The following is a 22,833-nucleotide window of genomic DNA, read 5'->3' as shown; positions in this document are numbered from 1 at the left end:
GGGCGATTGCAGCTGTGCGGTTTTCGAGATTGTTGGGAACTGTAACGCCATGCCAGCGCTATGCCTGATAGCGGCCCTGTAGGAAATGGGTGCCTTCGTTGAGGGCGCGCCCGCATTGCCCTAAGGAGCCATCCAAGAATCAATTCCAAGAGGCGAAACTCTCATGTCCAAAGTCCTGGTAATCGGCGCTGGCGGCGTCAGCAGCGTGTGCGTTCACAAGATGGCGATGAACGCGGATATATTCCCTGAGATCCACCTTGCCAGCCGCACGAAGTCTAAATGCGACGCCATCGCGGCCAGCGTGAAGGACCGCACCGGGGTCGACATCACAACCTACGAGATCGATGCCGAAGAAGTCCCGGCGATGATCAACCTTATCAAGAAGGTCGAAGCGAGCCTCGTCGTGAACCTCGCGCTTCCGTATCAGGACCTGCCGATCATGGATGCCTGCCTTGCCGCAGGTGTCGATTATCTCGACACCGCCAATTACGAGCCCAAGGACGAGGCGAAGTTCGAATACAAGTGGCAGTGGGCCTATCACGACCGCTTCAAGGAAGCCGGACTGATGGCGCTTCTGGGATCGGGCTTTGATCCGGGCGTGACATCCGTTTTCACGATGTGGCTCAAGAAGCACAAGCTCAAGACGATCCGCCAGCTCGACATTCTCGATTGCAATGGCGGCGATCATGGTCAGGCGTTCGCGACCAACTTCAACCCTGAAATCAACATCCGCGAAGTCACCGCGCCCGCGCGCCACTGGGAAAACGGCGAATTCGTCGAGACCCCGGCGATGGGCAAGAAGATCACCTTCGACTTTGAGCAGGTGGGCGAGAAAAACGCCTACATGATGTATCATGAGGAGCTCGAAAGCCTCACCAAGTTCAATCCCGAGATTGAGCGTGCGCGTTTCTGGATGACCTTCGGCGATGAATACATCAAGCACCTCACCGTGCTTCAGAATGTCGGCATGACCCGGATTGATCCGGTCAAGTATCAGGGCAAGGAAATCATTCCGCTGCAGTTCCTCGCCGCCGTCCTTCCTAAGCCCGAGACGCTGGGCGAAACGACCAAGGGCAACACCAATATCGGCGTCATCGCCACCGGCGAAGCGCTCGACGGGTCGGGCGAGAAGACGTTCTACATCAACAATATCTGCAGCCATGAGGCCGCGTATGAGGAAACCGGCAACCAGGCGGTGAGCTACACGACCGGCGTGCCTGCCATGATTGGCGCTGCGATGATGGTGACCGGCAAGTGGGAAGGAGACGGCGTCTTCAACATGGAAGAAATGGACCCCGACCCTGTCATGGACATGCTGAACGAACACGGTCTGCCGTGGCAGGTGAAGGAAATGGACGGGCCGGTCGACTTCTGATCGCAGGCCGCATTACGTGTTCACACTCCTGCGACATCGTCTCGGCGAACTCGATGGCCCGAAATGGGCCGCAATCTTCGTATTCGAATTCATCGTCGTGCTGCTAGGCGTTCTCGCGGCGCAAATGCTGCAAGAGCGCTTTCAGGCGCAGCAGGCGCGCGCGAATTTCGAGGCGAGCCGGACAGCGCTGAACCGACAGCTCGACAATGTCGGAACCAGCCTGATCCAGCGCGGTCTGCAAGCGGAGTGCATAACCGCTAATCTTCGCGAGATTATCGCTTCGGTTGAGGCAGGTCGGCCGCTTCGCGAGGGTGTCTTCACCAGCCATCCACCCAAGGGCGCGGGCGAATTGACCGCGTGGGACGGGGCGCTGGCGGCGCAAACGCGCAAATACCTGCCAGCGCAGCTTGCGGAATCCTACGAGTTTCTCGGCCTTGTCGCAGGCGACCTGCGCAATGCTGCGCAACGCGAGGAAACCGATTGGGCAACGCTTGCCCTTGCGCGCAGCGATGCGTCGCGCCTCGGCGACGCCGGGCGCACGCAGGTCTTGCTTGCCGCGAACAACCTGCTCCACGCCTATGAGGGCTGGGAACGCGCACCAGCGACAACGCTCAGGCTGATGAGGCAAATCGGAGCCGAGCCCCAGCCGAACCGCATCCGCACAGTCCATCGCGGCGAAACCCCCTGCCGCCAGGACGTGCTTTCAGGTCTCGAGGCGTTGGATATGGGAGCCGTGCAGGGCAACGATTAGTCAATCTTGGGCTGCCTATTACACGTTGGACCGCAGCACTTGTTTGCGTTAGGCGGTAAGGCTGGCAGCAAGGGGTGGGCGATGCCGCAAATAGGGTCGACAGTGATTGAAGTGGTGGTGGGGGACATCACCAAGATGGCCTGCGATGCCATCGTCAACGCTGCGAATTCCTCATTACTGGGCGGTGGAGGCGTCGACGGCGCGATCCACCGTGCTGCAGGGCGCGATCTGGTGCATGAGTGCCGCTTGCTGGGCGGCTGCAAGACCGGTCAGGCCAAAACAACCAAGGGATACAATCTACCGGCAAAGCACATCATTCACACAGTTGGACCTGTCTGGAATGGCGGCGAGAAGGGCGAGCCGCAATTGCTCGCGAGTTGCTATCGAGAATCTCTGAATCAGGCGAGCAAGCTTGGCGCTCGCGACGTGGCAATCCCGGCAATCTCGACCGGCATTTTCGGCTATCCCGTCAGCATGGCAGCCGAAATCGCAGTGGCGACCGTGATCGAGGAAGTGCGCAACCGCCCCGGCGATTTCGACCGCATCGCGCTTGTCTGCTTTGGCGAGGGCGTGGAGGCTGCGTTCAAGCAAGCCACATCGCTCGCGCTAACCGACTAGCGCGAGAGGCTGCGCGCGCCTATCTGGGCGGCCATGGAAACTAAAGCCGGCAATCCGGGCGCGTTCGCCCATTTCGATCTCTCCCGCGTCGATAGTCCGTCCTTCGTCGTCGACGCTGCCAAGATCCGCGAAAACTGCCAAATGCTCGCCGACATTCGCGACGCAGCGGCGAGCGATGGCGCTTCGATCAAGGTGTTTGCGGCTTTGAAGGCATTTTCGATGTGGTCGGTCGCACCGATCATGGGCGAGTATCTTGACGGCGTATCGACCAGCGGGCTGTGGGAAGCGCGGCTGGCGAGCGAATTCTACGACGGCGAAATCGCGACCTACTCAGCAGCGTTCAAGCCTGAAGACCTCGAAGAAATCTGCCGATTGTCCGAGCACGTCATCTTCAACTCACCCGCCCAGACGCAGCGCGCCGCGCTTATCCTTGACCAGGCGCAAGTGACGGGCGGCGACGTGTCGGTGGGCCTCAGGCTCAACCCGATGGTCGCGACCGGAGAGGTGCCTAAATACGACCCCTCGGCCCCCGGCTCGCGCCTCGGCTTTCCGATCGACCAGCTGACCGAAGAGCACATGGAAGGCGTCGAGGGCATTCACTTCCACAATCTATGCGAGCAGACCTTTGAGCCGCTGCGCCAAACATGGGACCGCGTCTTCGACGTGATTGAGCCGTGGTTCGGACAACTCAAGTGGATCAACATGGGCGGGGGCCACCACATCACCCGCGCCGACTACGAGCGCGACAAGCTGGTAGAATTCCTGCGTGACGCCGCCGAGGACACGGGCGCTGAAATCATCATCGAGCCGGGCGAAGCGGTGGCGCTCGATGCGGGCATCCTCGTCGGCACGCTGCTCGATACTGGCTTCAACGACGTGCCAATCGGCATCACCGATATCAGCGCGACGTGCCACATGCCCGACGTTCTCGAAGCGCCATATCGACCGGCAATGCTGGGAGAACTTACCGACGAGGACAAGATCCCGATCCGTCTGGGCGGGCCATCCTGCCTCGCGGGTGACGTGATCGGCGATTATCGCTTACCGGTTCCTGCCGATCCGGGCGCGCGTTTCGCTTTTCTCGACCAAGCGCATTATTCGATGGTGAAGACCAACACTTTCAACGGCGTCCCGCTGCCGAGCATCTGGCTTTGGGACAGCGAAACCGATGCGCTCGATTGCGTGAAGCGCTTCGAATACGAGGATTTCCGCGACCGCCTGAGCTGACGGCTTAGAGGCCCTTGCGCCCGAAACCGCCAGCGCGGGGCTGGCTCGTTTCGCGAGTGTGATCGGTGATGCGGGGTTTATCTGCTCTCGGCTCTGACCCGAGCGCTCGCCCGCGTTCGTTCTGGTTGATCGCAAGCGCAAGGCGCGCCATCGCGCCGAATTGTTCGGCAGCCTGCGCGACCTTGGCGTGATCATCGCGCGCGTTCATCGTGCCGCTTTCGAACAGATTGCCGCTTTCGACCACGATCACCACTTCGCCCGCGCTGAACACCGCTCGTACCGCATCGCCGCCGAATACGCGCTCGAGTTCGAGGAGATGTTCGATATAGGACGGGTGGATGAGGACGCGCGCTTCGACCTGATCGTCGCTGTAGACTTCGAACACGTCTTCAAAATCGGGATGGACCTGGTCGACGAAATCGAGCCGGTGGCCGTCGAATGTCACATGGTCCGCCCGGCCTCCAAAGCCCCACCATTTCTTGTGCTTTCCCTTGCGTTGGAGGAGGGTGGTCGAATGGAAATCGCGCCCGAACCCCATGTCGATGATTGCGCCGCGAAACACCGTCACCCAGCGCCGGTTCTTGCCAGATCCGCGCCGCTCTTCGAGATGCGCTTCGTAAAGGTTGAAGCGGTGGCCGGAGAGTTCGCCATGCCAGCGGTCTTCGAAATTCCTTCGGTCGCTTGACGGCAGAAGCGAGAATTTGCGGGCGGTGTCGTACTCCCATCCTGGGGAGACTTCGTCATTGTATTGAATGCCAAGATCCGCCGCGATCGCGGAATTGATCCCGACCTTCACGTTTTTCTTGGCCTCCGCGATGACCGCATAGCCCCAGGCATAGGCTGCGCCGCCAGCGGCAAAGGCGATGAACAGTTTGAAGTTCCACGCAATCGCGGGGAGGAACCACATGAAGCCGAATAGCGGCAGGCAGATCAGGGCGCCGTAAAACCAGCGCTCCCTGGCTTTTGCCTTGGCCGCAGCGCGCACTTCTTCCTGCTCGGCCAGCCATCGACCGAGTTCGCCACCAAGAAGTCGATCGATGTCCGCCTGCATAACCCCCTCAAACGGCAGAAATCTGCCCTTTTCTTTAACCTTCCCTCGCTACTATAGTCCTGCCCGGTAAAGGAGGGGTGGACAATGGGAATGTTTGGTTGGGTTGTTTTAGGCGTATTGGCGCTGATCGCGGTGCTGATCGTCGGGATTTACAACAATCTCGTGGGCCTGAGGCAGAATGTGCGTCAGGGTACCGCCGATATCGACGCCCAGTTGCGCCAGCGTCATGATCTCATTCCCAATCTCGTTGAGGCGGTCAAAGGCTATGCCGGCCATGAGAGCGAGACGCTCGAAGCGGTGATCAGCGCGCGCAATGTCGCAGCCAAAGGCAATCCCGACAGCGGTAGCGAACAGGGCTTGCGCGTCGCGCTCGACAATCTCCTTGCGCTGGGTGAGGCCTATCCTGACCTGAAGGCTTCAACCAACTTTCAGGAGCTGCAGCGAGAGCTGGCTGACATAGAAGACAAGCTTGCCGCCGCTCGGCGCGCGCTCAACGCGGCTGTTTCGCGCTTTAACACGGCGCGCGAAAGCTTTCCGGCGGTGCTGTTCGCGGGCGCCCTTGGTTTTCAGGAAGCTGACTTCAACAAGCTCGACGATTCCGAGCGCGGAACCGTCGATCAGGTGCCTAACGTCGCTTTTTGAGGCCGCGGGGAACCTTCGCCCGTCTCACACATTTTGTTTGCGAATCTGCGCATCGTGACTATATGCGCGCTTCCGCTGCCCCAAGGGACGTACCGCAAGGCAGCCTCGAACCGTTTGGTTGAACACTGAACCTTAGGGGGTCCCTTGAGTTGCGCACATTTCCTGACGCCAAGGCTGTAGCACGGGCGCTTGAGCCCGAAGAACCAGTCATCCTAAACCGCCCGCACGCTGCGCGGCGAGCGGCGAAGTACTTTGTCGAAAAGTTTCCCGGCAAGGTTCTATATGCCGTCAAGGCGAACCCCGCTCCTGATCTGATCGAAGTCCTGTGGGATGCAGGCGTGACGCATTACGATGTTGCGTCGATTGCCGAGGTGCGTCTTGTGCGAGGGCTGCTGCCTGATGCAAACCTGTGCTTCATGCACCCGATCAAGCGCCGCCGCGCCATTGCCGAGGCCTATCACGAGCACGGCGTAAAGACCTTCAGCCTCGATACTTTCGAAGAGCTTGAGAAGATCGTCGAAGCTTGCTCCGACCCCGAGACGGGCGAACCTGCAACCGACTTGCGCCTGTGTGTGCGCCTGCGCGTGTCGTCGGAATATTCCGAGCTGTCACTGGCGAGCAAATTCGGCTGCGACCTGCTCGAAGCGCCGCAGCTACTTCAGGCCTGTCGCCAGCATTGTGACTGGCTGGGAGTATGCTTCCATGTGGGCAGCCAGGCGATGACGCCGTTTGCTTTCGTGCAAGCGCTCGACCGGACCCGCGCTGCCATCGCAGAGGCGTCGGTCGTGATCGACATGATCGACGTGGGCGGCGGTTTCCCGAGCATTTATCCGGGCATGGAGCCGCCCCCGCTCGAAGACTATTTCGCGATCATTCACCAGCACTTCTATGCGCTTCCCATCGCCTACAACGCAGAGCTTTGGTGCGAGCCGGGCCGGGCGTTGTGCGCGGAATATTCGAGCATGATCGTGCGCGTCGAAAAACGCCGCGGGAACGAGCTCTACATCAACGACGGCGCATACGGCGCGCTCTACGATGCAGCGCATGTCTCGTGGCGCTTCCCCGTGAACGCGCTCGAAGACGACCTGCGCGATGCGGTCGAGGACTTCGCATTCTACGGTCCGACCTGCGACGATGCCGACTACATGGCCGGTCCGTTTCCGCTGCCCGGAGACATTCAGGCAGGCGACTTTATCGAGATCGGTGTGCTCGGAGCTTACGGCGCTGCCATGAAAACCGGCTTCAACGGCTTTGGCGATGCAGAAATCGTGATTGTCGAAGACGAACCGATGATGAGCCTCTTCGACGGCAGCCGGCAGCGCGAAGCCACCGACAATGTGGTCAATCTCCGCTGATTGCGAAGGCTCAGGCGTGCTGCCTGAGCCGCCAGACATGTGCTGAAGCCATCAGCAAGCCGCCTGCGAGCGTGGGTATGGTTTCGTCGACGCCGAACGGCTCTGCAAAGAGTGCTGCCGCTATCAGGCCCATGCCCGAAAGAACAGGTATCAGGAACGTGAGGGTGCGCGCGGACGGGGCTTTCGCAATGACAGTGCCTGATGCCGCGATGGCTAGTCCGGTCAGCAGCCAGTGCACCCATTCGGTCTCAGCAAAACCCGCCAGGAACGGCAAAGTGATCGCGACGATCGGAAGCGCGACGCAATGCACGATGCAAGCGAGACTGAGAGCCGCAGCCGCGCGGTCATAAGAGGCAGTGGCAGACACTTCAGTCTTCTTCGGCCGGGTTCAGGACCAGCAGGAGGCGCTTTTCCCCGGTCGTGCCGATGGGCGGCGAGCGGTGGATCGCCGGATTGTCGCTCGCGAGTTTTCCCTTGAAGATGCCGACATCGCCTGTCGCCAAGGTGTTGATGGTTCGCGGCTCTTCGCCGGCCCGAAGTCGCTCAACCTCCTGACCGTCAAGCCACTGGGTTCCTGTGCCGACATAGGTCGTGATTAGCCGCATTGGCACGTAGTCCGCGTGGAACTTGCGGCAGGAATTGGTGGTCACCACCGCCAGCCGCAAGTCCACCGCGTCGACATCGGCGATCGCACTGAATTTGCGAGTCAGCATGCCAACATCCTCGACCATTGCTTCGAGGGTAGGGCTTCGGGTCGCTCCGGTAGAAATCATATTGTCGGTCAGTGTCTGCTCAAGCGAAGGAAGCTTCTCTGTGACGCGAATGTCGTCCTTCATCTCGCGCATGAACGCCTCTGCGCAGGGCAGCGGCTCGCGCCTCCAGACAGCGAGATTGCAGTCGTTCTCGCGGATATCGCCGAGGATGTTCGCCTCGTCAGAGAAACGAGCGCTGCGTTCGAGGAGTTGGGGCATCCAGATGTAAACTCATGAGACGTTACACTATCTCATACACTAGGCGGCCTAGACTTGGCTTTCAAGAGCTTGAATAATCGAACTCCGCTAAAGTCCCGGTCCTCACGAGGCGTGTCCCAGGATAGCCTCTACGAGATCAGAAGGAGTATGAGATGAAACCCAGCTATCTTCTCGCCGCAGCATCGCTCGCAATTGCGACCCCGCTTTCGGCCCAGATGCCTGACGAAGGCGCCATGATCGCCGAACAGCGGGAAGCGATGGAAGCGCTGTCATGGATGGATGGGACATGGGAAGGCACCGTCACCACCCAAACGCCCGAGGGTCCGGTCACCTACAGGCAGACAGAAAATATCGGCCCGATCGCTGGCGGCACTGTCCGCGTGATTGAGGGGCGCGGCTTCGATGAAGCGGGCGAGTTGAAGTTCAACGCAGCCGCCATGATCGTCTACGATGCCGAAAATGACGAGTACGGCATGATCGCCAGCGCCCGAGGTCGCGCAACACAGCCCTGGTTCAAGAAGACCGACAACGGCTTTGAATGGGGCTTCGAAACCGGTCCGGTGAAGATTTCATACATCGCTGCCTATGACGACGGCGTCTGGTCCGAAGAAGGCTTCATGGCCTTCGGAGAAGCACCGCCGGCGAAATTCCTCGAAATGCGGCTCGAGCGCACAAGTGGCAGCGAATAGCGTTTAGTCGAAGCCCACAAACCGTGCCGCTTCGTCCACGCTGCGCCGCGTGATCTTGACCGGGTTTGCCGGGAAATCCTCATCTGGCCAGCCCATCGCGATAGCTTTCATGATCACCTGATCGTCAGGTATGTTCGCGTGTTCGCGCACGACCGGCGACTGCATGATGCCTTGCGAGTTGATCACGCAGCCAAGCCCGCGCGACCACGCGGCGTTGACGAGCGCGGTAGTGACCGCTCCGCAATCGAACACGGTGTCGTCGGCGTCGGAGAGTTCCTTGTCATAGGTAACGATCACGCACACGGGCGCATCGAACTGGCGAAAGCCGCGCAGGACCCAGTCCTGGCGCTTTTCCTTGTCATCGCGGCCAATGCCCATCGCTTCGAAAAGCTGGATCGCACAGCCGACTTGGCGGTCGCGGTGGACGCCCTGAAAGGGGTGGCCCTTGCGAAACTCGCGGCTGTCGGGCTCGCCTGCCAGAATGCGCTCGGTGTTGCCCTTGCGGATCCGGTCGAGCGGTTCGCCGCTGATGACGTGGAAGTGATAGGGCTGGGTGTTCATTGACGAGGGCGAGCGCATCGCCATCGTCAGCACTTCCTCGATCAGTTCGCGCGGAACAGGCTTGTCGAGATACCCGCGGATCGAGCGCCGCCCGAGCACGACTTCATCATATGTCTGATCGACGTTACCGCCCACTTCTCTCTCCCGAATCTGTTTGCGAGAGAGCTAGCGCAGCCGGCGTCTGGCGCAAAGTCCGCTACGTCAGCGCGCTCTCAGGGAGTGAAGAAGGGCTTGTCGCCAGCAATCGTCACTCGCTCCATCACGCGGCGCGCGGGGAAATAGTCCGATACTGCGAGGTGCTGGCACACGCGGTTGTCCCAGAATGCCACTGAGCCAGCTTGCCAGCGAAATCGGCACTGGATCTCGACATCCTTGGCGGTCGCGTAAAGATGGTCGAGCAGCCACGCGCTTTCCTTGGCCGACAGCCCCTCGATATGGCTGGTGAAGGCGGTGTTGACGTAGATGACTCGCTCGCCCGTTTCAGGGTGGGTGCGGATCACCGGATGGCGCATGGGCGGATACTTTTCGTGCAGGTCCTCTGGTGCCTTTCCAAGCCGTTTGGCGAAGACGCGGCTGATATCGTGAACGGCGGTGAGGCTTTCGCAAAAGCGCTGCATCTGTTCGCTGAGACGCTCGTAAGCGAGGTGCATGTTCGCAAACAGCGTATCGCCGCCGCATTCAGGGACTTCGCGAGCCAGCAGGATCGAGCCGAGCGAGGGTTCCTCACGCCAGGTGACGTCGGAATGCCAGTTGTTCTCCTGCCCACGGCTTTTGGGCCCGTGAGCGATGCGCAGAACTTCGGGGTTTGCCTGGTCCTTGGGTGTCGCCGGATGGATCTCGAGTTCGCCGAAATGGCGCGCAAAGGCGATGTGCGCTTCCTGCGTCAGGTCCTGATCACGGAAGAATATGACGCCATATTTGAGCAAAGCCGCGCGCACCTCTGCAATGCGTTCAGCAACATTGGGAGCGCCTAGGTCGATGCCATGAATCTCTGCCCCAATCGCCGGGGTGAGCGGTCGGATGTCGAGCGTGCCTGTGTCGAGTTTCGTCCGATCGAATGTGGTGGCCATATCTCTTTCTCTCCCTCGCTGGAGAGTGTGCAGCCAAATCGCGAGAGAGGCAATGATCGCTCGGTCGCGCGGCTATTCACATGTATTCGTCACGCTCACAGCATCGAAGTCATATTTGGCGAGGGCGGGGTCGTAGTCGAGCAAGCCAAAGCGGCCATTTTGCAGATCGAAGATCATGCGCCCGCGATTGACTGCGCCGAGCACCCCGTTGGATTCGAAGAACTCATCCTTTCCAAAACCGCGCGCTGTCACCCACAGATCGAACGTCTGTCCGCCGAATGCTACCGGCACACTTTGTTCGCTGAAAGAGCCCCAGCTTCGCTCGAACGTGCGAACCGATCCGCAGGAAATGCCTTCAAGCCATTCTGGCGGCAGGTTGTTGTTTCCCGATCCGGTGTCGATGATCACGTTGCGCCCGATGCCAAAAATGTTGGCCCGCACCAGCGGATAGCGCGAAGTCCCCATCAGGAAGCGGCCCGGCAGGTCAGCTGGCGGTGTATCGCGGTAGAGGCGCAGCTTGCCTTCCACCTGGTCAATCTCGACCCCAGCGAAGAACCTAGCAAACAGGTCGAGACCGAAGATCATGTCGCTTGCCAGCCCAGCCGCCTCGAGCTTTGCTTTGTCCTCGGCGGTGTTTCGGCTGGTGGTGGCGGGAATGTTGCGCAGCACTGCATCACCGATCGTCAGCTCGCGGATGATGGTCGCGTCCTGTTTCGCGCGAATGTCGAATGCAGGGATGTAGGAATAGCCTCCGCCTTCCGTCTCGATCGCAAAGCCTTCGCGCGTGGCGATGTCGTAGTCGACCGAAACTCCGGGCGCTCCTGTGTCAAAAACGATCGTAATCGGCTGGCCGCTGATTGACGCGCTGAACTTGCGGTTCGCAAAATCGACCTCGATCACATCGGAGCCGATCTCGGCGCTGGGTGGTTCGGCCTCGGCGAAAAAGCGGATCTGCGAATCGATCTCTTCGCCAAGCGTCCGAGCGGCGTTGACGTAACCGGGAAAGTCGAGCCGGTGGCGAAACTGGTTTAGTGCAAGTGCCTTGTATGCGTCGCGGGCTTCGTCACTCGCACTGTCGGGGATTGCGGATGCAAGGAGAGAGCCGCTTTGGGGCTCTCGCTCGATGATCGCGGTCAAAGCCGAAGTCAGCGCGTCGTCCGTTTCTCTTTCGGTGAAGAAGGCGAAGTCGAGCCGTTTCAGCGCGGCGGCTTGTGGGCTCAGTTCTTGCGTAGCTGCTGCTTCGCTTTCCTGTGCGCTTGCGGGCCCGATAACGGGACTTGCAAGCAAGGCAGCGGCGGCGGCGAGAGAGACGGGGTTTCGCATCGAGCGGCGGCTAATCATCGAGATGGGCAATGCTCCTGTTGGTTTCGGTTCGCGTACAGCTACGCTGCCGAAACGTTTCAAGACGCGTTGGCGAGCTAGCCGAGGACGTTCAAAAAGAGGACTTTGAAGCGTGTGACGCCGGATTTCACAAAGGCGGGAGAGCCCTTACGCCGCTTCGCGCAGGTCCATTTCGAGCCGGTCCCAGATTTCCACCAGCGCATCGGTCAGTTCGCTCATCATCTCTTCGGTGTGATGAGGGCCGGGCGTGAAGCGCAGGCGTTCGGTGCCGCGCGGCACGGTGGGGAAGTTGATCGGCTGTACGTAGACGCCGTATTCGGCGAGCAGGATGTCGCTGATCTTCTTGGCACGCACCGGATCGCCGACCATCAGCGGGACAATGTGGGTTACGCTGTCCATGACAGGTAGGCCTGCCTCGGCGAACTTCAGCTTGAGCGTTGCTGCTGCCTGCTGCTGAGCATTGCGTTCGACGTTCGAGTTCTTGAGATGCTTCACCGATGCGAGCACGCCTGCGACAAGAACCGGCGAAAGCGAGGTCGTGAAGATGAAGCCTGGCGCGTAGGAGCGGATGCAGTCGATCACTCGGGTGTCGGCTGCGATATAGCCGCCCATCACGCCGAATGCCTTGCCCAGGGTCCCTTCGATGATGTCGATCCGGTCTGCCGCGTTGTCGCGCTCTGAAATGCCGCCACCGTGGTCGCCATACATGCCTACCGCGTGGACTTCGTCGATGTAGGTGAGGGCGTTGTACTTCTCTGCCAGGTCGCAGATCGCGTGGATGGGTGCGACGTCGCCGTCCATCGAATAGACGCTCTCGAAAGCGATGACCTTGGGCGTATCGGCGTCTTCGGCGGCCAGCAGCTCTTCAAGGTGCCGCAGATCGTTGTGACGGAACACGCGCTTTTCGCAGCCGGAATTGCGGATGCCTGCGATCATGCTGGCGTGGTTCAACTCGTCGGAGAAGATGACGCAACCGGGTAGCAGCTTCGCCAGCGTCGAGAGCGTCGCATCGTTCGAAACGTAACCGCTGGTGAACAGCAGTGCGGCGTCCTTGCCGTGAAGCTCGGCGAGTTCTTTTTCGAGCTCGACATGCAGGTGCGTGTTGCCGCCGATATTGCGCGTGCCGCCGGAACCGGCGCCGACATCGTGCAGTGCATCTTCCATCGCACCGATCACGACATCGTGCTGGCCCATGCACAGATAGTCGTTCGAACACCACACGGTGATGGGCTTGGGCCCATTGTGACCGTGGAAGCACCGCGCATTTGGGTAGGCACCCTTGTTGCGCATGATGTCGATGAAGACGCGGTAGCGGCCTTCCTCGTGAAGGCGGTCGATCGCGGAATCGAAGATCTGGTCGTAGTTCACTGTCGCTCTGCTCTTTGAAGGGACTGGTGAACAGCCCCCAGAATTTCAGGACGACCCGTTGGACCGGGCTCTTGACGTCCAAAACCCAAACACCTGCAGGCCATACAACCCCCCAATGGCGCAAATGTTTCTGAGAGGCCTATGTAGCAAGCCCTGCTCACAAGAAAACCGCGATCTTTGCGAGCGATTTGCAGTTTTAAGTAACGCTAAAACGCTCGCAGATCGTCGAATCCATAGTTGTGAAGCGTTTGAGAGAGCCTCTCGAATTGTGCCAGATCGCCGGTGCTGACCGCGAAACTTGGTGCTGCCGAATCGAAAGCCTGGCCCTTCGTGAGGTGGGTAATGCGCCGCGCGATCCCGTCTGCGCCGTCAACGAAACTGACGCCGTCACCGAATTCTGCGCCAAGTTCCTCGGTTAGTAGAGGGAAGTGAGTGCAGGCGAGCACAACCGTGTCGATCTGGTGCCCGCCATCCATTGCGCGCAAGGTTGCTACCGCCGACTGGATTGCGCTGCGGTCGACCTCCTCGCCGCGAAGCTTGGCCTCTGCTGCGCGGACGAGGCCACTCGCCCCGTGGCGCAGCAGGCGCTTGTCAGCGGCGAACTCGGCTTCGAGATTGTCGACATAGGCCTGACGCACGGTCGCCTGCGTACCGAGCAGGCCAATCGTACCGGTCTTCGTGATCGCTGAGGCCGGCTTGATCGCGGGGACCGTCCCGACGATCGGCACTTCGAGCACGTCGCGCACCATGCCCAGCGCGATCGTGGAGGCCGTATTGCAGGCGATGCAGACAAGGCGAGGTTGGTAACGCTCGCTCATCCGCCCGAGCAATCCGGCAACCCGCGCCGCGATCTCGGCTTCCGATTTCGTGCCATAGGGCAGCCCCGCAAGATCGGCGGCGTAGATGATCGGCGCATCAGGTAACAGCTTGCGCACGGCGGCATGCACCGTCAGCCCGCCGACGCCGCTGTCGAACAGCAGGATAGGGGAGGATGGGTTCAAAATGACGTTTTCCGTTCGCCCATTAGCGTCGCAGTGCTTGCCCACGCGACCTACTTACTTTTAGAGCAAGGTCAAACGACATAGATCATGCGGGCGCTGGGATCGTGGCGCCGGGAGAAGAACGTGGAACCGCTTTTTGCCGCCTTGCTCGGTTACTTATCGGGCTCGATTCCCTTCGGCCTTTTGCTGACGCGCGCGGCTGGGCTTGGCGATGTGCGCAACATCGGCAGCGGCAATATCGGCGCGACCAACGTCCTGCGCACTGGCAACAAGGGGCTGGCTGCAGGCACACTGCTGCTCGACCTGCTCAAGGGCTTTGCGCCAGTGTTTGCTGCCGGGATAATCTGGGCGGGCGAAACGGGAGACGTGGCCAAGGCCTTCGCCGCAGGGGGCGCGGTTCTCGGTCACTGTTTCCCGATCTGGCTCAAGTTCAAGGGCGGCAAGGGCGTGGCCACCAATGCAGGCGTAAGTTTCGGCCTCGCTTGGGCGATAGGCGGGGCCTACGCGCTGATCTGGCTCTCGATGCTGGCGATCTTCCGTATCTCCTCGCTCGCCGGGATGAGCGCTGTGGTCGCCGCGGCTGCCGCCGCGCCTTTGTTCGGATATCCGGAATTTTTCCCTGTCTTGGCCGCGATTGCGGGTCTCATCATCTATCTCCACCGAGAAAACATCGGGCGGCTGATGAAGGGCGAAGAGCCCAAGATCGGTGGCAAGAAATGAAGGCGCGGATCATCTGATGGAAAACACGGGGTCGCAGCCGCAACAGTCCAAGCCGAGGCTCAGCCAGACAGAAGCCTTCGCGCGCATCCGCCTGCTTCGTTCGCCCAATGTCGGGCCGGTCACCTATCGTCAGGTCCTGGCGCGCTTCGGGTCGGCTGAAGCGGCGCTAGACCAGCTGCCAAACGTGCAGCTTCGCGGCAACAAGACCTTCCGCCCCGCTGCTGCCGAACGGATCGACCGAGAAATCGAAAGTGTGCGAAAGGCGGGCGCACAATACCTCTTTCACGACCAGCCCGACTACCCCGAGCTACTCGGCGAACTGGAAAGCGCGCCGCCGATACTGACCTGCCAGGGGCCGGCTCGAACTGGCCTCGCAGCCCTGCGTCGCAATCGTCGGCGCTCGCAACGCGTCCGCTGCGGCGACACGCCTAGCGCGTGACTTCAGCCAGGCTCTCGCGGACGCAGGGTTCACCGTTGTCAGTGGCCTCGCACGCGGCATTGACGGAGCGGCACATGATGGTGCCTTTCCGCGCACCATCGGCGTCATCGCGAGCGGGATCGACATCGCCTATCCGCCGCAACACACCGACCTGCAGGAGCGGATCGCCGCAGAAGGCCTTCTCATCGCCGAACAGCCGCCCGGTACCGAGCCACGCGGTCGCCACTTCCCAAGCCGCAACCGCATCATCGCGGGCCTTGCTTCGGGAACTTTGGTGGTTGAGGCCGCGCCCAAATCCGGCACGCTCATCACCGCGCGATTAGCGGGCGAAGCAGGCAGGGAGGTCATGGCGATCCCCGGCTCCCCGCTCGATACACGCTCCCACGGTTGCAACCAGCTGATCCGCGACGGGGCAGTGCTGGTGTCGTCTCCGGAAGAGGTCGCCGAGTTGTTGCAGACTTTCACCGGCGCGCCGCGCTCGACCTACAGCGTCGCAGAGGACATGACCCGTTTCGACTTTGCCGAACTTAGCAAGCTGCAATGGGGCGAGGGGCTGGCAGCGGGCGACGAGGGTGAGGCGATCACCCGTTTGCTCACAACCGCGCCCATTGGCGTCGACGAATTGATCCGTCAGTCAGGCGCAGACCCGGCGGCGGTGCACATGACGCTGCTCGAATTGGAGCTTGGCGGTGAGGTCGAGCGCGGCGATGGCGGAATGGTCCGCCTCACATGAAGTGTGACAATCGCCGGGGAAGGCTTGCCGCGCTTTGCATCCAAACCTACTTGACGCGGCCCAAATGCCGACCCCACTCTCGCGCGTACGTACACGTGTAAGGAAATTCGACCTCTCTCATGCAACTCGTCATTGTTGAATCGCCCGCCAAGGCGAAGACCATCGAGAAATATCTGGGCTCCGACTTCAAGGTGCTCGCAAGCTACGGTCACGTCCGCGACCTGCCGCCCAAGGATGGCAGCGTGCGCCCGGACGAAGACTTCGCCATGGATTGGGAGCTGTACCGCGACAAGCAGAGCCGCTTCAAAGAGATTGCCGATGCCGCCAAGGGCGCATCGCGTCTCGTGCTCGCGACCGACCCTGACCGCGAAGGCGAAGCAATCAGCTGGCACGTCCAGGAACTTTTGAAGAAGCGCAAGGCGCTGCCGACCAAGGTGGACCGCGTCACCTTCAACTCGATCACCAAGTCGGCCGTCACAGAGGCGATGAAGTCTCCGCGCGAACTCGATCAGCCGCTGATCGACGCCTATCTTGGCCGCCGCGCGCTCGATTACCTATTCGGATTCACCCTCTCGCCCGTCCTGTGGCGCAAGCTGCCCGGAGCAAAGTCGGCTGGCCGCGTGCAATCCGTGGCACTGCGCCTAATCGTCGACCGCGAGCGCGAGATCGAGGCTTTCAAGCCTGACGAATACTGGTCGGTGCTCGCTCATCTGGAGCAAGACGGAACGACATTCGATGCGCGCCTCGTGCGCTACAAGGGAGAGAAGCTGGAGAAGCTCTCGCTTGGCGCCGAAGGCATCGCGATGGAAGCGAAAGCCGCCGTCGAAGGCGGGCGCTTCACGGTCGAGGACGTCGAGAAAAAGCCGCTCAAGCGCAACCCAGCGCCTCCGTTCACCACGTCGACCATGCAGCAGGAAGCCGCGCGCAAGCTCGGCTTTTCCGCCAGCCACACCATGCGGCTCGCCCAGTCGCTCTACGAAGCGGGCGCGATCACCTACATGCGTACCGACGGGGTGCAGATGGACCCCGGCGCGATCAACGCCTGCCGCGAGGCAATCGGCGAGAAGTTCGACGCCGCCTACCTTCCCGAAAAGCCGCGCTTTTACAGCACGAAGGCCAAGAACGCTCAGGAAGCGCACGAGGCGATCCGCCCGACTAATTTCAGCCGCGACCGCGCAGGCAGCGGCGATGAGGCCAAGCTCTATTCACTGATCTGGAAGCGCGCGATGGCGAGCCAGATGTCGACTGCGCAGTTGGAGCGCACGACCGTCACGCTTCGTGATGCAACAGGGCAGCACGAATTGCGCGCAACCGGTCAGGTCGTCGTCTTCCCGGGCTACTTCGCGATCTACCAGGAAGGCCTCGACGATCAGGACGATGACGAGGACGGCATTCTGCCCGCTCTCAAGAATGGCGATGTCCCTGCCAAGACCGGCGTCGAGGCAACGCAGCACTTCACCCAGCCGCCGCCGCGCTTCTCCGAGGCCTCACTGGTCAAGCGCCTTGAAGAACTCGGCATTGGCCGCCCGTCGACCTACGCCTCGACCATCCAGACCCTGCGCGACCGCAATTATGTCCGCATGGAAAAGAACCGCTTCTTCGCCGAGGAATCGGGGCGTCTGCTGACCGCATTCCTCGAACGTTTCTTCCCGACCTATGTCGCCTACGACTTCACGGCGGGCATGGAGGACGAACTCGACACGGTTTCCGACGGGCGCGAAGATTACAAGGAACTGCTCGCCAAGTTCTGGCAGGACTTCAAGCCCAAGGCTGACGAGGTCCTGGAGAAGATGCCTTCGGAAGTGACCGAAGTGCTCGACGAATACCTTTCCGACTATCTCTTCCCGCCGCGCGAGGACGGTAAGGACGCGCGCTATTGCCCGCTCTGCGATGCCGAGGGGCGCTCGGGCGGCAGGCTCGCGCTTCGCGGTGGCCGCAATGGCGCCTTTATCGCCTGCGCAAACTATCCCGAGTGCAAGTTTACCCGCAGTTTCGGCCCTCCGCGAGAGGACGGTGACGAGGCGGTGCAGGACGGCGTAATGGGCCAGCACCCGGAAACCGGGGCGGATATCCACCGCAAGTCGGGCCGCTTCGGGCCATATGTCGAGATGGAAGTCGACGAGAAAAAGAAGCGCGCCTCGATCCCAAAGGATGTCGACGACTTCGACCTCGAATGGGCGATCAAACTGCTTGACTTGCCGCGCATCATCGGCGCTCACCCCGAGACCGGCAAGGAGATCGAGGCCGCAATCGGGCGCTATGGTCCCTATCTGCGCCACGATGGCAAGTACGCCAATCTCAAGACCACGCAGGACGTCTTCGACACCGGCATGAACGCCGCTGTGACGCTGCTCGCCGAAGCGGCTGAGCGCAAAGGGCGAGGGCGGGCCAAGGCCGAGCCGATCAAGACGCTGGGTGAACATCCCACTAGCGGCGGCGAGATCAAGGTCATGCCGGGCCGCTATGGCCCTTACGTGACCGACGGCACCACCAACGCCACGATCCCCAAGGACATCAAGCCTGAAGATATCGAGGCCGCCAAGGCCATCGAGCTGATCGATGCCCGCGCAGCCAAGGGGCCCGCCAAGAAGAAGGGCCGCAAGAAAGCCGCGCCAAAGAAGAAGGCAGCCCCAAAGAAAACGGCTGCGAAAAAGGCTCCAGCCAAGAAAAAGGCGGCAGCGAAAAGCGACAGCTGAATTCAAGGATTTGAACCGACGCGGGCATTGAAAGCATAATTGAAGCCCGCGTTGGTAAATCCTTTAACATTGCTGCCTATCACGGGTCCCTAGACCAGGGACCAATGCTGTGATCGAAATCGAAGTCCAGAACGAAACTCACCAAACTCAGGAACGCCTCCGCTTTGCTGCGGTGCCGCGGATCGGCGAAGGGCTGCGCCTGCGCGAACCCGACGGAATGTGGGCGAGCTACGATGTACTCGACGTATGGTATCAGAAGGCCGAATACGGCGACATCTGGATGCCTTACTTGCATGTCTGCATGACTCCCGGCGAAGCCGTTGGCGGCGATGATGCCGGCAACACTCAGGGGGCGTTCGACGAAGACGCTTCCCACGACCTGCAAGGCGAAGACGCATTCGCCTCGCTCGCACGGGAGGCAGAACCATTCAAAATCTGATCAAACGCACGACCGGCCCGCACAAGCAGCAGGCACGCGAAGAAGCCAAGGCGAAAGCCGAGGAAGCGCGCGGGACCAATGTTCCCGATGGCGAACCTATTGAGACGCCTGAAGACGTGAAGGAACTGGTCGATCCGCTGGACGGTGCTCGTGAGGATAATGGAGATCCGAACGACATCGATGCAGTTGTTCGCGCGGCCAAAGCGATGCGCGACGGCTCGGCTCCCCAACAGGCCCAGCGCGCTGTGCAAAAGGTCTGCCTGATCGTCGATGACAGCCGGGTCATCCGCAAGGTATCGAGCAAGATCGCCAAGAGCCTCGGCTACGTCCCTGTCGAAGCGCAGGATGGCCTTGAAGCACTCGCCCGCTGCAAGAAATCGATGCCGCATGTGGTGCTGACCGATTGGGACATGCCTGAAATGGACGGGCTGGAATTCGTGAAGAACCTGCGCGCTATCCCCACGCCCAAGGCTCCGGTGGTGATCTTCTGTACCTCGAAGAACAAGGCAGCCGACGTACACGCCGGCATCAAGGCTGGCGCGGACGACTACATCGTGAAGCCGTTCGACGAGGCAGGGCTCAAGGCGAAGCTGGAGAAACTGGAGCGGGGCTGATCCTAGGCCAATCACGCTTCATTCTCGATTTCTACTGCGCGAAGCGCTCCGCATGAGTTTTAGCCTCCTTGCCGCGGTTGGCGCGATTGCGCTTCCGCAAATCAACCCTGTCGACGTTTTGCGAGCGACGGACGAACTGCCGATAGCGCATCGCGATTTGGGATTCTCGACGGAGATGTTGCTGTTCGTCGATGACGAAGGCGACGTAATTGAATGCACGCCTCAGCGCACCGAGGGATCGGCAATACTCGCACGCCAGCTGTGTCGCCTGCTTGAACGTGTCGATGCACAACCGGCGACCGCAAAAGACGGCGCGCCTGTCCATGGCGTCACGTCGACAAAGGTCAATCTAGACCCCGGTAAAGATCAAGCCGGAGTAATTCGGGAAACGCCTGACATCGCGTTCGCCCTCCCGAGCACGGAGTTCTCGGGAATGGTCAATGCGCTTGTGGAGGTCGACGAGACAGGACGCGTCACCGGATGCGTAGGCGCCGCATCATTCGACAATCCGACACAACAGGACACCGCTCTGGTTTGCGATTTTCTAAGCTCGGTCCCGCTGGGCACAATGAACGGATCGGATCAGACCGCTGTACCTTATGTACGGATGATCAAGGTGCTTCTGAACCGCTAGAACGGGTTTGCGGTCATCGCCCCCAGTCGAGCCCCATTTCCTCGAACACTTCCTTGTCCTCGGACCAATTCTCCAGCACCTTTACGTGCAGGAACAGATGGACTTTTACGCCGAGGATCTCCGCGAGTTCCTTGCGCGCCGCTTCGCCGATCGCCTTGATCTTCTGTCCGCCCTTGCCGAGCACGATGCCGCGCTGGGTTTCGCGGGCGACAACGATTTGCTGGTGGATTTCGAGGCTGCCATCGGGGCGCGTCTTGTACTGTTCAGGCCGGACCGCGCTGTCATAGGGCAGTTCTTCGTGAAGCTGCTGATAAAGCTGTTCGCGCGTGATTTCTGCGGCCAGCAGACGTTCCGAAGCGTCGGAAACCTGGTCTTCCGGATACATCCACACGCCTTCGGGCATCTGCTCTGCCAGAGCCTCTTTCATCTCGGCAACGCCGTCTCCGCTGAGTGCCGACACGAAGAAAATCTCTTCGAAGTCGATACGCTGCGACATTTCCTGCGCGAGTTCGAGGAGCGGCTCTTTCTTCGCCTTATCGACCTTGTTGAGGACAAGGATTTTGCGTTCGGGACGTTGTTCGAGCGCCTCGAGCAGAGGCTCAAGCTCGTGCCGGCGTTGCTTGATCGGGTCGACGATCAGCAGAACAGCGTCCGCGCTCTCCGCGCCTTCCCAAGCCGCGCTGACCATCGCCCGGTCGAGGCGGCGCTTGGGCGCGAAGATACCCGGCGTGTCGACGAGGATCATCTGTACCGGACCGTGCAAAGCGATCCCGAGCATCCGTGCGCGCGTCGTCTGCGCTTTGGCGCTGGTGATCGCGACCTTCTGGCCGACCAGCTGGTTCACCAATGTGGACTTGCCCGCGTTGGGCGCGCCGATAACGGCGACGACGCCGCAGCGGGTAGGGGTCTGCGTGTCGCTCACCCGTATTTCTCCAGGAATTCTGCGGCGGCGAGTTTTTCCGCCTCGTGTTTGCTGGTGGCGACGCCTTCTGCTTCGCCTACCTTGTGAATGCTGACGCGCACGGTGAAGCGCGCGGCGTGATCTGGGCCTGAGCGGTCGATCACATCGTATTGCGGCATGGCGCGGCGGTTTCCTGCGGCCCATTCCTGCAATGCGCTCTTGGGATGCTTGGCTTTGCCGGCATCGCCCGCAAGCTCCCGCTCCCATAGCTCTAGGATAATCGCGCGCGTCGTATCGAAACCGTTGTCGAGAAAACTCGCGCCGATAATCGCTTCCATCACATCGCCAAGGATGTTGTCGCTGTCCGAACCGCCATCCTCGCGCGCCTGTTTGCCGAGCCGGATGTGATCGGATAGTCCGATTGTCCGGGCGATGCGCGCACAGGTCGCTCCACTCACGAGCGCATTAAGGCGCTGCGAAAGCTGGCCTTCCTTGCTCCGATCGCTCGATCGAAAAAGCCAGCTTGCGACAGAGAGGCCAAGCACGCGATCGCCGAGAAATTCGAGGCGCTGATAATCGGCCTCGGGCTGACCGGTCGCGGTGTGTGTGGAATTGAAGCTGCCATGGGTGAGCGCCTCGAGCCACATCGAGCCGTCCTTCACCTCAAAGCCAATCGTGCCGAGCCAGTCGCGGGTCTCGGGGGGAAGCGCGCTCACAGGGTACCGCCGATCCGGCTCCAGCGTGCGGATGTGAACCAGGTCCACGGTTTGATCCATTCGGCGCTTCCATCGGTCGACCACATGATGATGCTGGCTTCTCCGACGAGGTTCTCTTGAGGGACGATGCCAACAGCGTCACCGGCGCGCGCTTCGAAACGGCTGTCGCGTGAATTGTCACGGTTATCGCCTAGGACGAACATGTGCCCTTCGGGAATGATCTTGGGCGCGAAATCGTCAGCCGGTGTGGTCCCGAAATCGAGCACTTCGTAGCTGGGGCCACCGGGAAGGGTTTCGCGGAACCTCGTGTAGCTGCAAATCGCCGCGCCCTCTTCGTTGACGCGTTGTTCGCCGCCCCAGGCGCAGCCCGTATTGGGCGAGATTTCAATCTCGAAATCGGCCAGAGGTTCGCGCGGGACGAGCTCGCCGTTCAGGAGGATTTGTCCGTCTACGACCGCCACAGAATCGCCGGGTAGGGCAATGACGCGTTTGATGTAGTCGGTGCCATCGACAGGGTGCTTGAAGATCGCAATATCGCCGCGCTCGGGCTCGCTGGCGAAAATGCGCCCCGGGAAGATCTCGACATCCATGGGCAGCGAATTGTTCGAATAGCCGTAAGACCATTTCGCGGCGAGCAGGTAATCGCCGTTGATCAGGCGCGGCACCATGCTTTCGGAAGGAATCGAGAAAGGTGAAAACACGAAGATGCGGAACATCAGTACCGCAAGCAGAAGCTTCAAAAGGAAAAGGGCAAAACTCGCCGGTGTCTCCTTGCGTTCTTCTTGAGAAGAGTTGCTTTGAGACTGCATTGCGGCGCTGCCGTCAGATTGGGTCTTAACATCCATTACGGACCCCCTTACTCGCGAGGTTCTGTCCCGCCTAGGGGGTGTGTGCGAAGAAACGCAACCTAGAGTGCAAACG

The 22,833-nt window shown here is 60.7% G+C and carries 23 protein-coding genes and 1 pseudogene; 13 read left to right on the top strand and 11 right to left on the bottom strand.

Going from position 1 to position 22,833, the window contains the following annotated elements:
* Positions 1-163 precede the first annotated feature (163 nt).
* The 4 genes from AC0V6T_RS08020 (at position 164) to AC0V6T_RS08005 (ending at position 3,971) form a co-directional block, all read left to right on the top strand.
* The gene (locus tag AC0V6T_RS08020) at positions 164-1,375 is read left to right on the top strand and encodes a saccharopine dehydrogenase family protein (protein ID WP_486125853.1); all 1,212 of its coding nucleotides are present in this window, start codon (positions 164-166) and stop codon (positions 1,373-1,375) included.
* A gap of 16 nt (positions 1,376-1,391) precedes the next feature.
* A complete protein-coding gene (locus AC0V6T_RS08015; protein WP_486125851.1) occupies positions 1,392-2,126 on the top strand; it encodes a hypothetical protein in 735 nt (244 codons plus the stop codon).
* A gap of 81 nt (positions 2,127-2,207) precedes the next feature.
* The gene (locus AC0V6T_RS08010; protein WP_486125849.1) at positions 2,208-2,744 is read left to right on the top strand and encodes an O-acetyl-ADP-ribose deacetylase; all 537 of its coding nucleotides are present in this window, start codon (positions 2,208-2,210) and stop codon (positions 2,742-2,744) included.
* Between the two features lie 33 nt (positions 2,745-2,777).
* Entirely contained in the window at positions 2,778-3,971 is a 1,194-nt protein-coding gene (locus tag AC0V6T_RS08005; protein WP_486125847.1) for a carboxynorspermidine decarboxylase, read from the top strand.
* A 4-nt stretch (positions 3,972-3,975) separates the two neighbouring features.
* Here AC0V6T_RS08005 and AC0V6T_RS08000 read toward each other — a convergent pair whose 3' ends face one another.
* Positions 3,976-5,022, bottom strand: a complete 1,047-nt coding sequence (locus AC0V6T_RS08000; RefSeq protein ID WP_486125845.1) for a DUF3137 domain-containing protein — start codon at positions 5,020-5,022, stop codon at positions 3,976-3,978.
* An 84-nt stretch (positions 5,023-5,106) separates the two neighbouring features.
* On the opposite strand from AC0V6T_RS08000, the gene AC0V6T_RS07995 reads away from it, so the two are divergent.
* Both AC0V6T_RS07995 and AC0V6T_RS07990 read left to right on the top strand, forming a co-directional pair.
* Positions 5,107-5,664, top strand: coding sequence for a LemA family protein (locus AC0V6T_RS07995; RefSeq protein WP_486125843.1), 558 nt, complete (start codon positions 5,107-5,109; stop codon positions 5,662-5,664).
* A 149-nt stretch (positions 5,665-5,813) separates the two neighbouring features.
* A complete protein-coding gene (locus AC0V6T_RS07990) occupies positions 5,814-7,019 on the top strand; it encodes a type III PLP-dependent enzyme (RefSeq protein ID WP_486125841.1) in 1,206 nt (401 codons plus the stop codon).
* 10 nt (positions 7,020-7,029) lie between these two features.
* Here AC0V6T_RS07990 and AC0V6T_RS07985 read toward each other — a convergent pair whose 3' ends face one another.
* Together AC0V6T_RS07985 and AC0V6T_RS07980 are read right to left on the bottom strand one after the other, a co-directional pair.
* Positions 7,030-7,386, bottom strand: a complete 357-nt coding sequence (locus tag AC0V6T_RS07985) for a MerC domain-containing protein (RefSeq protein WP_486125839.1) — start codon at positions 7,384-7,386, stop codon at positions 7,030-7,032.
* Between the two features lies 1 nt (position 7,387).
* The gene (locus tag AC0V6T_RS07980) at positions 7,388-7,990 is read right to left on the bottom strand and encodes a DUF1826 domain-containing protein (protein ID WP_486125837.1); all 603 of its coding nucleotides are present in this window, start codon (positions 7,988-7,990) and stop codon (positions 7,388-7,390) included.
* A gap of 152 nt (positions 7,991-8,142) precedes the next feature.
* Between AC0V6T_RS07980 and AC0V6T_RS07975 the strand changes: the two genes are divergently transcribed.
* A complete protein-coding gene (locus tag AC0V6T_RS07975) occupies positions 8,143-8,679 on the top strand; it encodes a hypothetical protein (RefSeq protein ID WP_486125835.1) in 537 nt (178 codons plus the stop codon).
* A gap of 3 nt (positions 8,680-8,682) precedes the next feature.
* Here the strand turns inward: AC0V6T_RS07975 and AC0V6T_RS07970 are convergent, their stop codons facing one another.
* The 5 genes from AC0V6T_RS07970 to murI all read right to left on the bottom strand — a co-directional run bounded on the left by AC0V6T_RS07970 (position 8,683) and on the right by murI (position 14,020).
* Positions 8,683-9,375 carry a nitroreductase gene (locus AC0V6T_RS07970; RefSeq protein ID WP_486125833.1) on the bottom strand — a complete coding sequence of 231 codons (693 nt, stop codon included), beginning with the start codon at positions 9,373-9,375 and terminating at the stop codon, positions 8,683-8,685.
* A 77-nt stretch (positions 9,376-9,452) separates the two neighbouring features.
* Positions 9,453-10,310: a TauD/TfdA dioxygenase family protein gene (locus AC0V6T_RS07965; protein ID WP_007163923.1), complete on the bottom strand. Its 858-nt coding sequence runs from the start codon at positions 10,308-10,310 to the stop codon at positions 9,453-9,455.
* A 72-nt stretch (positions 10,311-10,382) separates the two neighbouring features.
* Positions 10,383-11,633, bottom strand: a complete 1,251-nt coding sequence (locus AC0V6T_RS07960; protein WP_486125831.1) for a retropepsin-like aspartic protease — start codon at positions 11,631-11,633, stop codon at positions 10,383-10,385.
* A gap of 165 nt (positions 11,634-11,798) precedes the next feature.
* Complete coding sequence (gene hemA, locus AC0V6T_RS07955) at positions 11,799-13,019, bottom strand: 5-aminolevulinate synthase (RefSeq protein ID WP_007163925.1); 1,221 nt, start codon at positions 13,017-13,019, stop codon at positions 11,799-11,801.
* A gap of 206 nt (positions 13,020-13,225) precedes the next feature.
* The gene (gene murI, locus AC0V6T_RS07950) at positions 13,226-14,020 is read right to left on the bottom strand and encodes a glutamate racemase (RefSeq protein WP_486125829.1); all 795 of its coding nucleotides are present in this window, start codon (positions 14,018-14,020) and stop codon (positions 13,226-13,228) included.
* Positions 14,021-14,107: 87 nt separating this feature from the next.
* Here murI and plsY point away from each other — a divergent pair, with 87 nt between their 5' ends.
* The 6 genes and pseudogenes from plsY to AC0V6T_RS07920 all read left to right on the top strand — a co-directional run bounded on the left by plsY (position 14,108) and on the right by AC0V6T_RS07920 (position 20,295).
* Complete coding sequence (gene plsY / locus AC0V6T_RS07945; RefSeq protein WP_486125827.1) at positions 14,108-14,740, top strand: glycerol-3-phosphate 1-O-acyltransferase PlsY; 633 nt, start codon at positions 14,108-14,110, stop codon at positions 14,738-14,740.
* Positions 14,741-14,756: 16 nt separating this feature from the next.
* Positions 14,757-15,912: pseudogene (gene dprA / locus AC0V6T_RS07940) on the top strand (DNA-processing protein DprA).
* A 119-nt stretch (positions 15,913-16,031) separates the two neighbouring features.
* Positions 16,032-18,608 (top strand): type I DNA topoisomerase, encoded by a 2,577-nt coding sequence (gene topA / locus AC0V6T_RS07935; RefSeq protein ID WP_486125825.1) that lies wholly within the window; start codon positions 16,032-16,034, stop codon positions 18,606-18,608.
* 109 nt (positions 18,609-18,717) lie between these two features.
* A complete protein-coding gene (locus AC0V6T_RS07930) occupies positions 18,718-19,047 on the top strand; it encodes a hypothetical protein (protein ID WP_486125823.1) in 330 nt (109 codons plus the stop codon).
* 116 nt (positions 19,048-19,163) lie between these two features.
* On the top strand, positions 19,164-19,661 hold the full coding sequence (locus AC0V6T_RS07925; RefSeq protein ID WP_486125821.1) for a response regulator: 498 nt from the start codon (positions 19,164-19,166) through the stop codon (positions 19,659-19,661).
* Between the two features lie 52 nt (positions 19,662-19,713).
* Positions 19,714-20,295 (top strand): hypothetical protein, encoded by a 582-nt coding sequence (locus tag AC0V6T_RS07920; RefSeq protein WP_486125819.1) that lies wholly within the window; start codon positions 19,714-19,716, stop codon positions 20,293-20,295.
* Positions 20,296-20,308: 13 nt separating this feature from the next.
* Here the strand turns inward: AC0V6T_RS07920 and era are convergent, their stop codons facing one another.
* The 3 genes from era to lepB are packed head-to-tail and all read right to left on the bottom strand — an operon-like array spanning position 20,309 to position 22,757.
* Positions 20,309-21,217: a GTPase Era gene (gene era, locus AC0V6T_RS07915; RefSeq protein ID WP_486125817.1), complete on the bottom strand. Its 909-nt coding sequence runs from the start codon at positions 21,215-21,217 to the stop codon at positions 20,309-20,311.
* The gene (gene rnc, locus AC0V6T_RS07910) at positions 21,214-21,972 is read right to left on the bottom strand and encodes a ribonuclease III (protein ID WP_486125815.1); all 759 of its coding nucleotides are present in this window, start codon (positions 21,970-21,972) and stop codon (positions 21,214-21,216) included. Before rnc ends, era begins: the two co-directional genes overlap by 4 nt.
* Entirely contained in the window at positions 21,909-22,757 is an 849-nt protein-coding gene (gene lepB / locus AC0V6T_RS07905; protein ID WP_486125813.1) for a signal peptidase I, read from the bottom strand. The genes rnc and lepB overlap by 64 nt, the downstream gene beginning before the upstream one ends.
* Positions 22,758-22,833 lie beyond the last annotated feature (76 nt).

The organism is Erythrobacter sp. S158 (assembly GCF_057364915.1).
The sequence above is the reverse complement of the archived record's forward strand: the minus strand, read 5'-3'. Positions and strand labels throughout refer to the sequence as shown.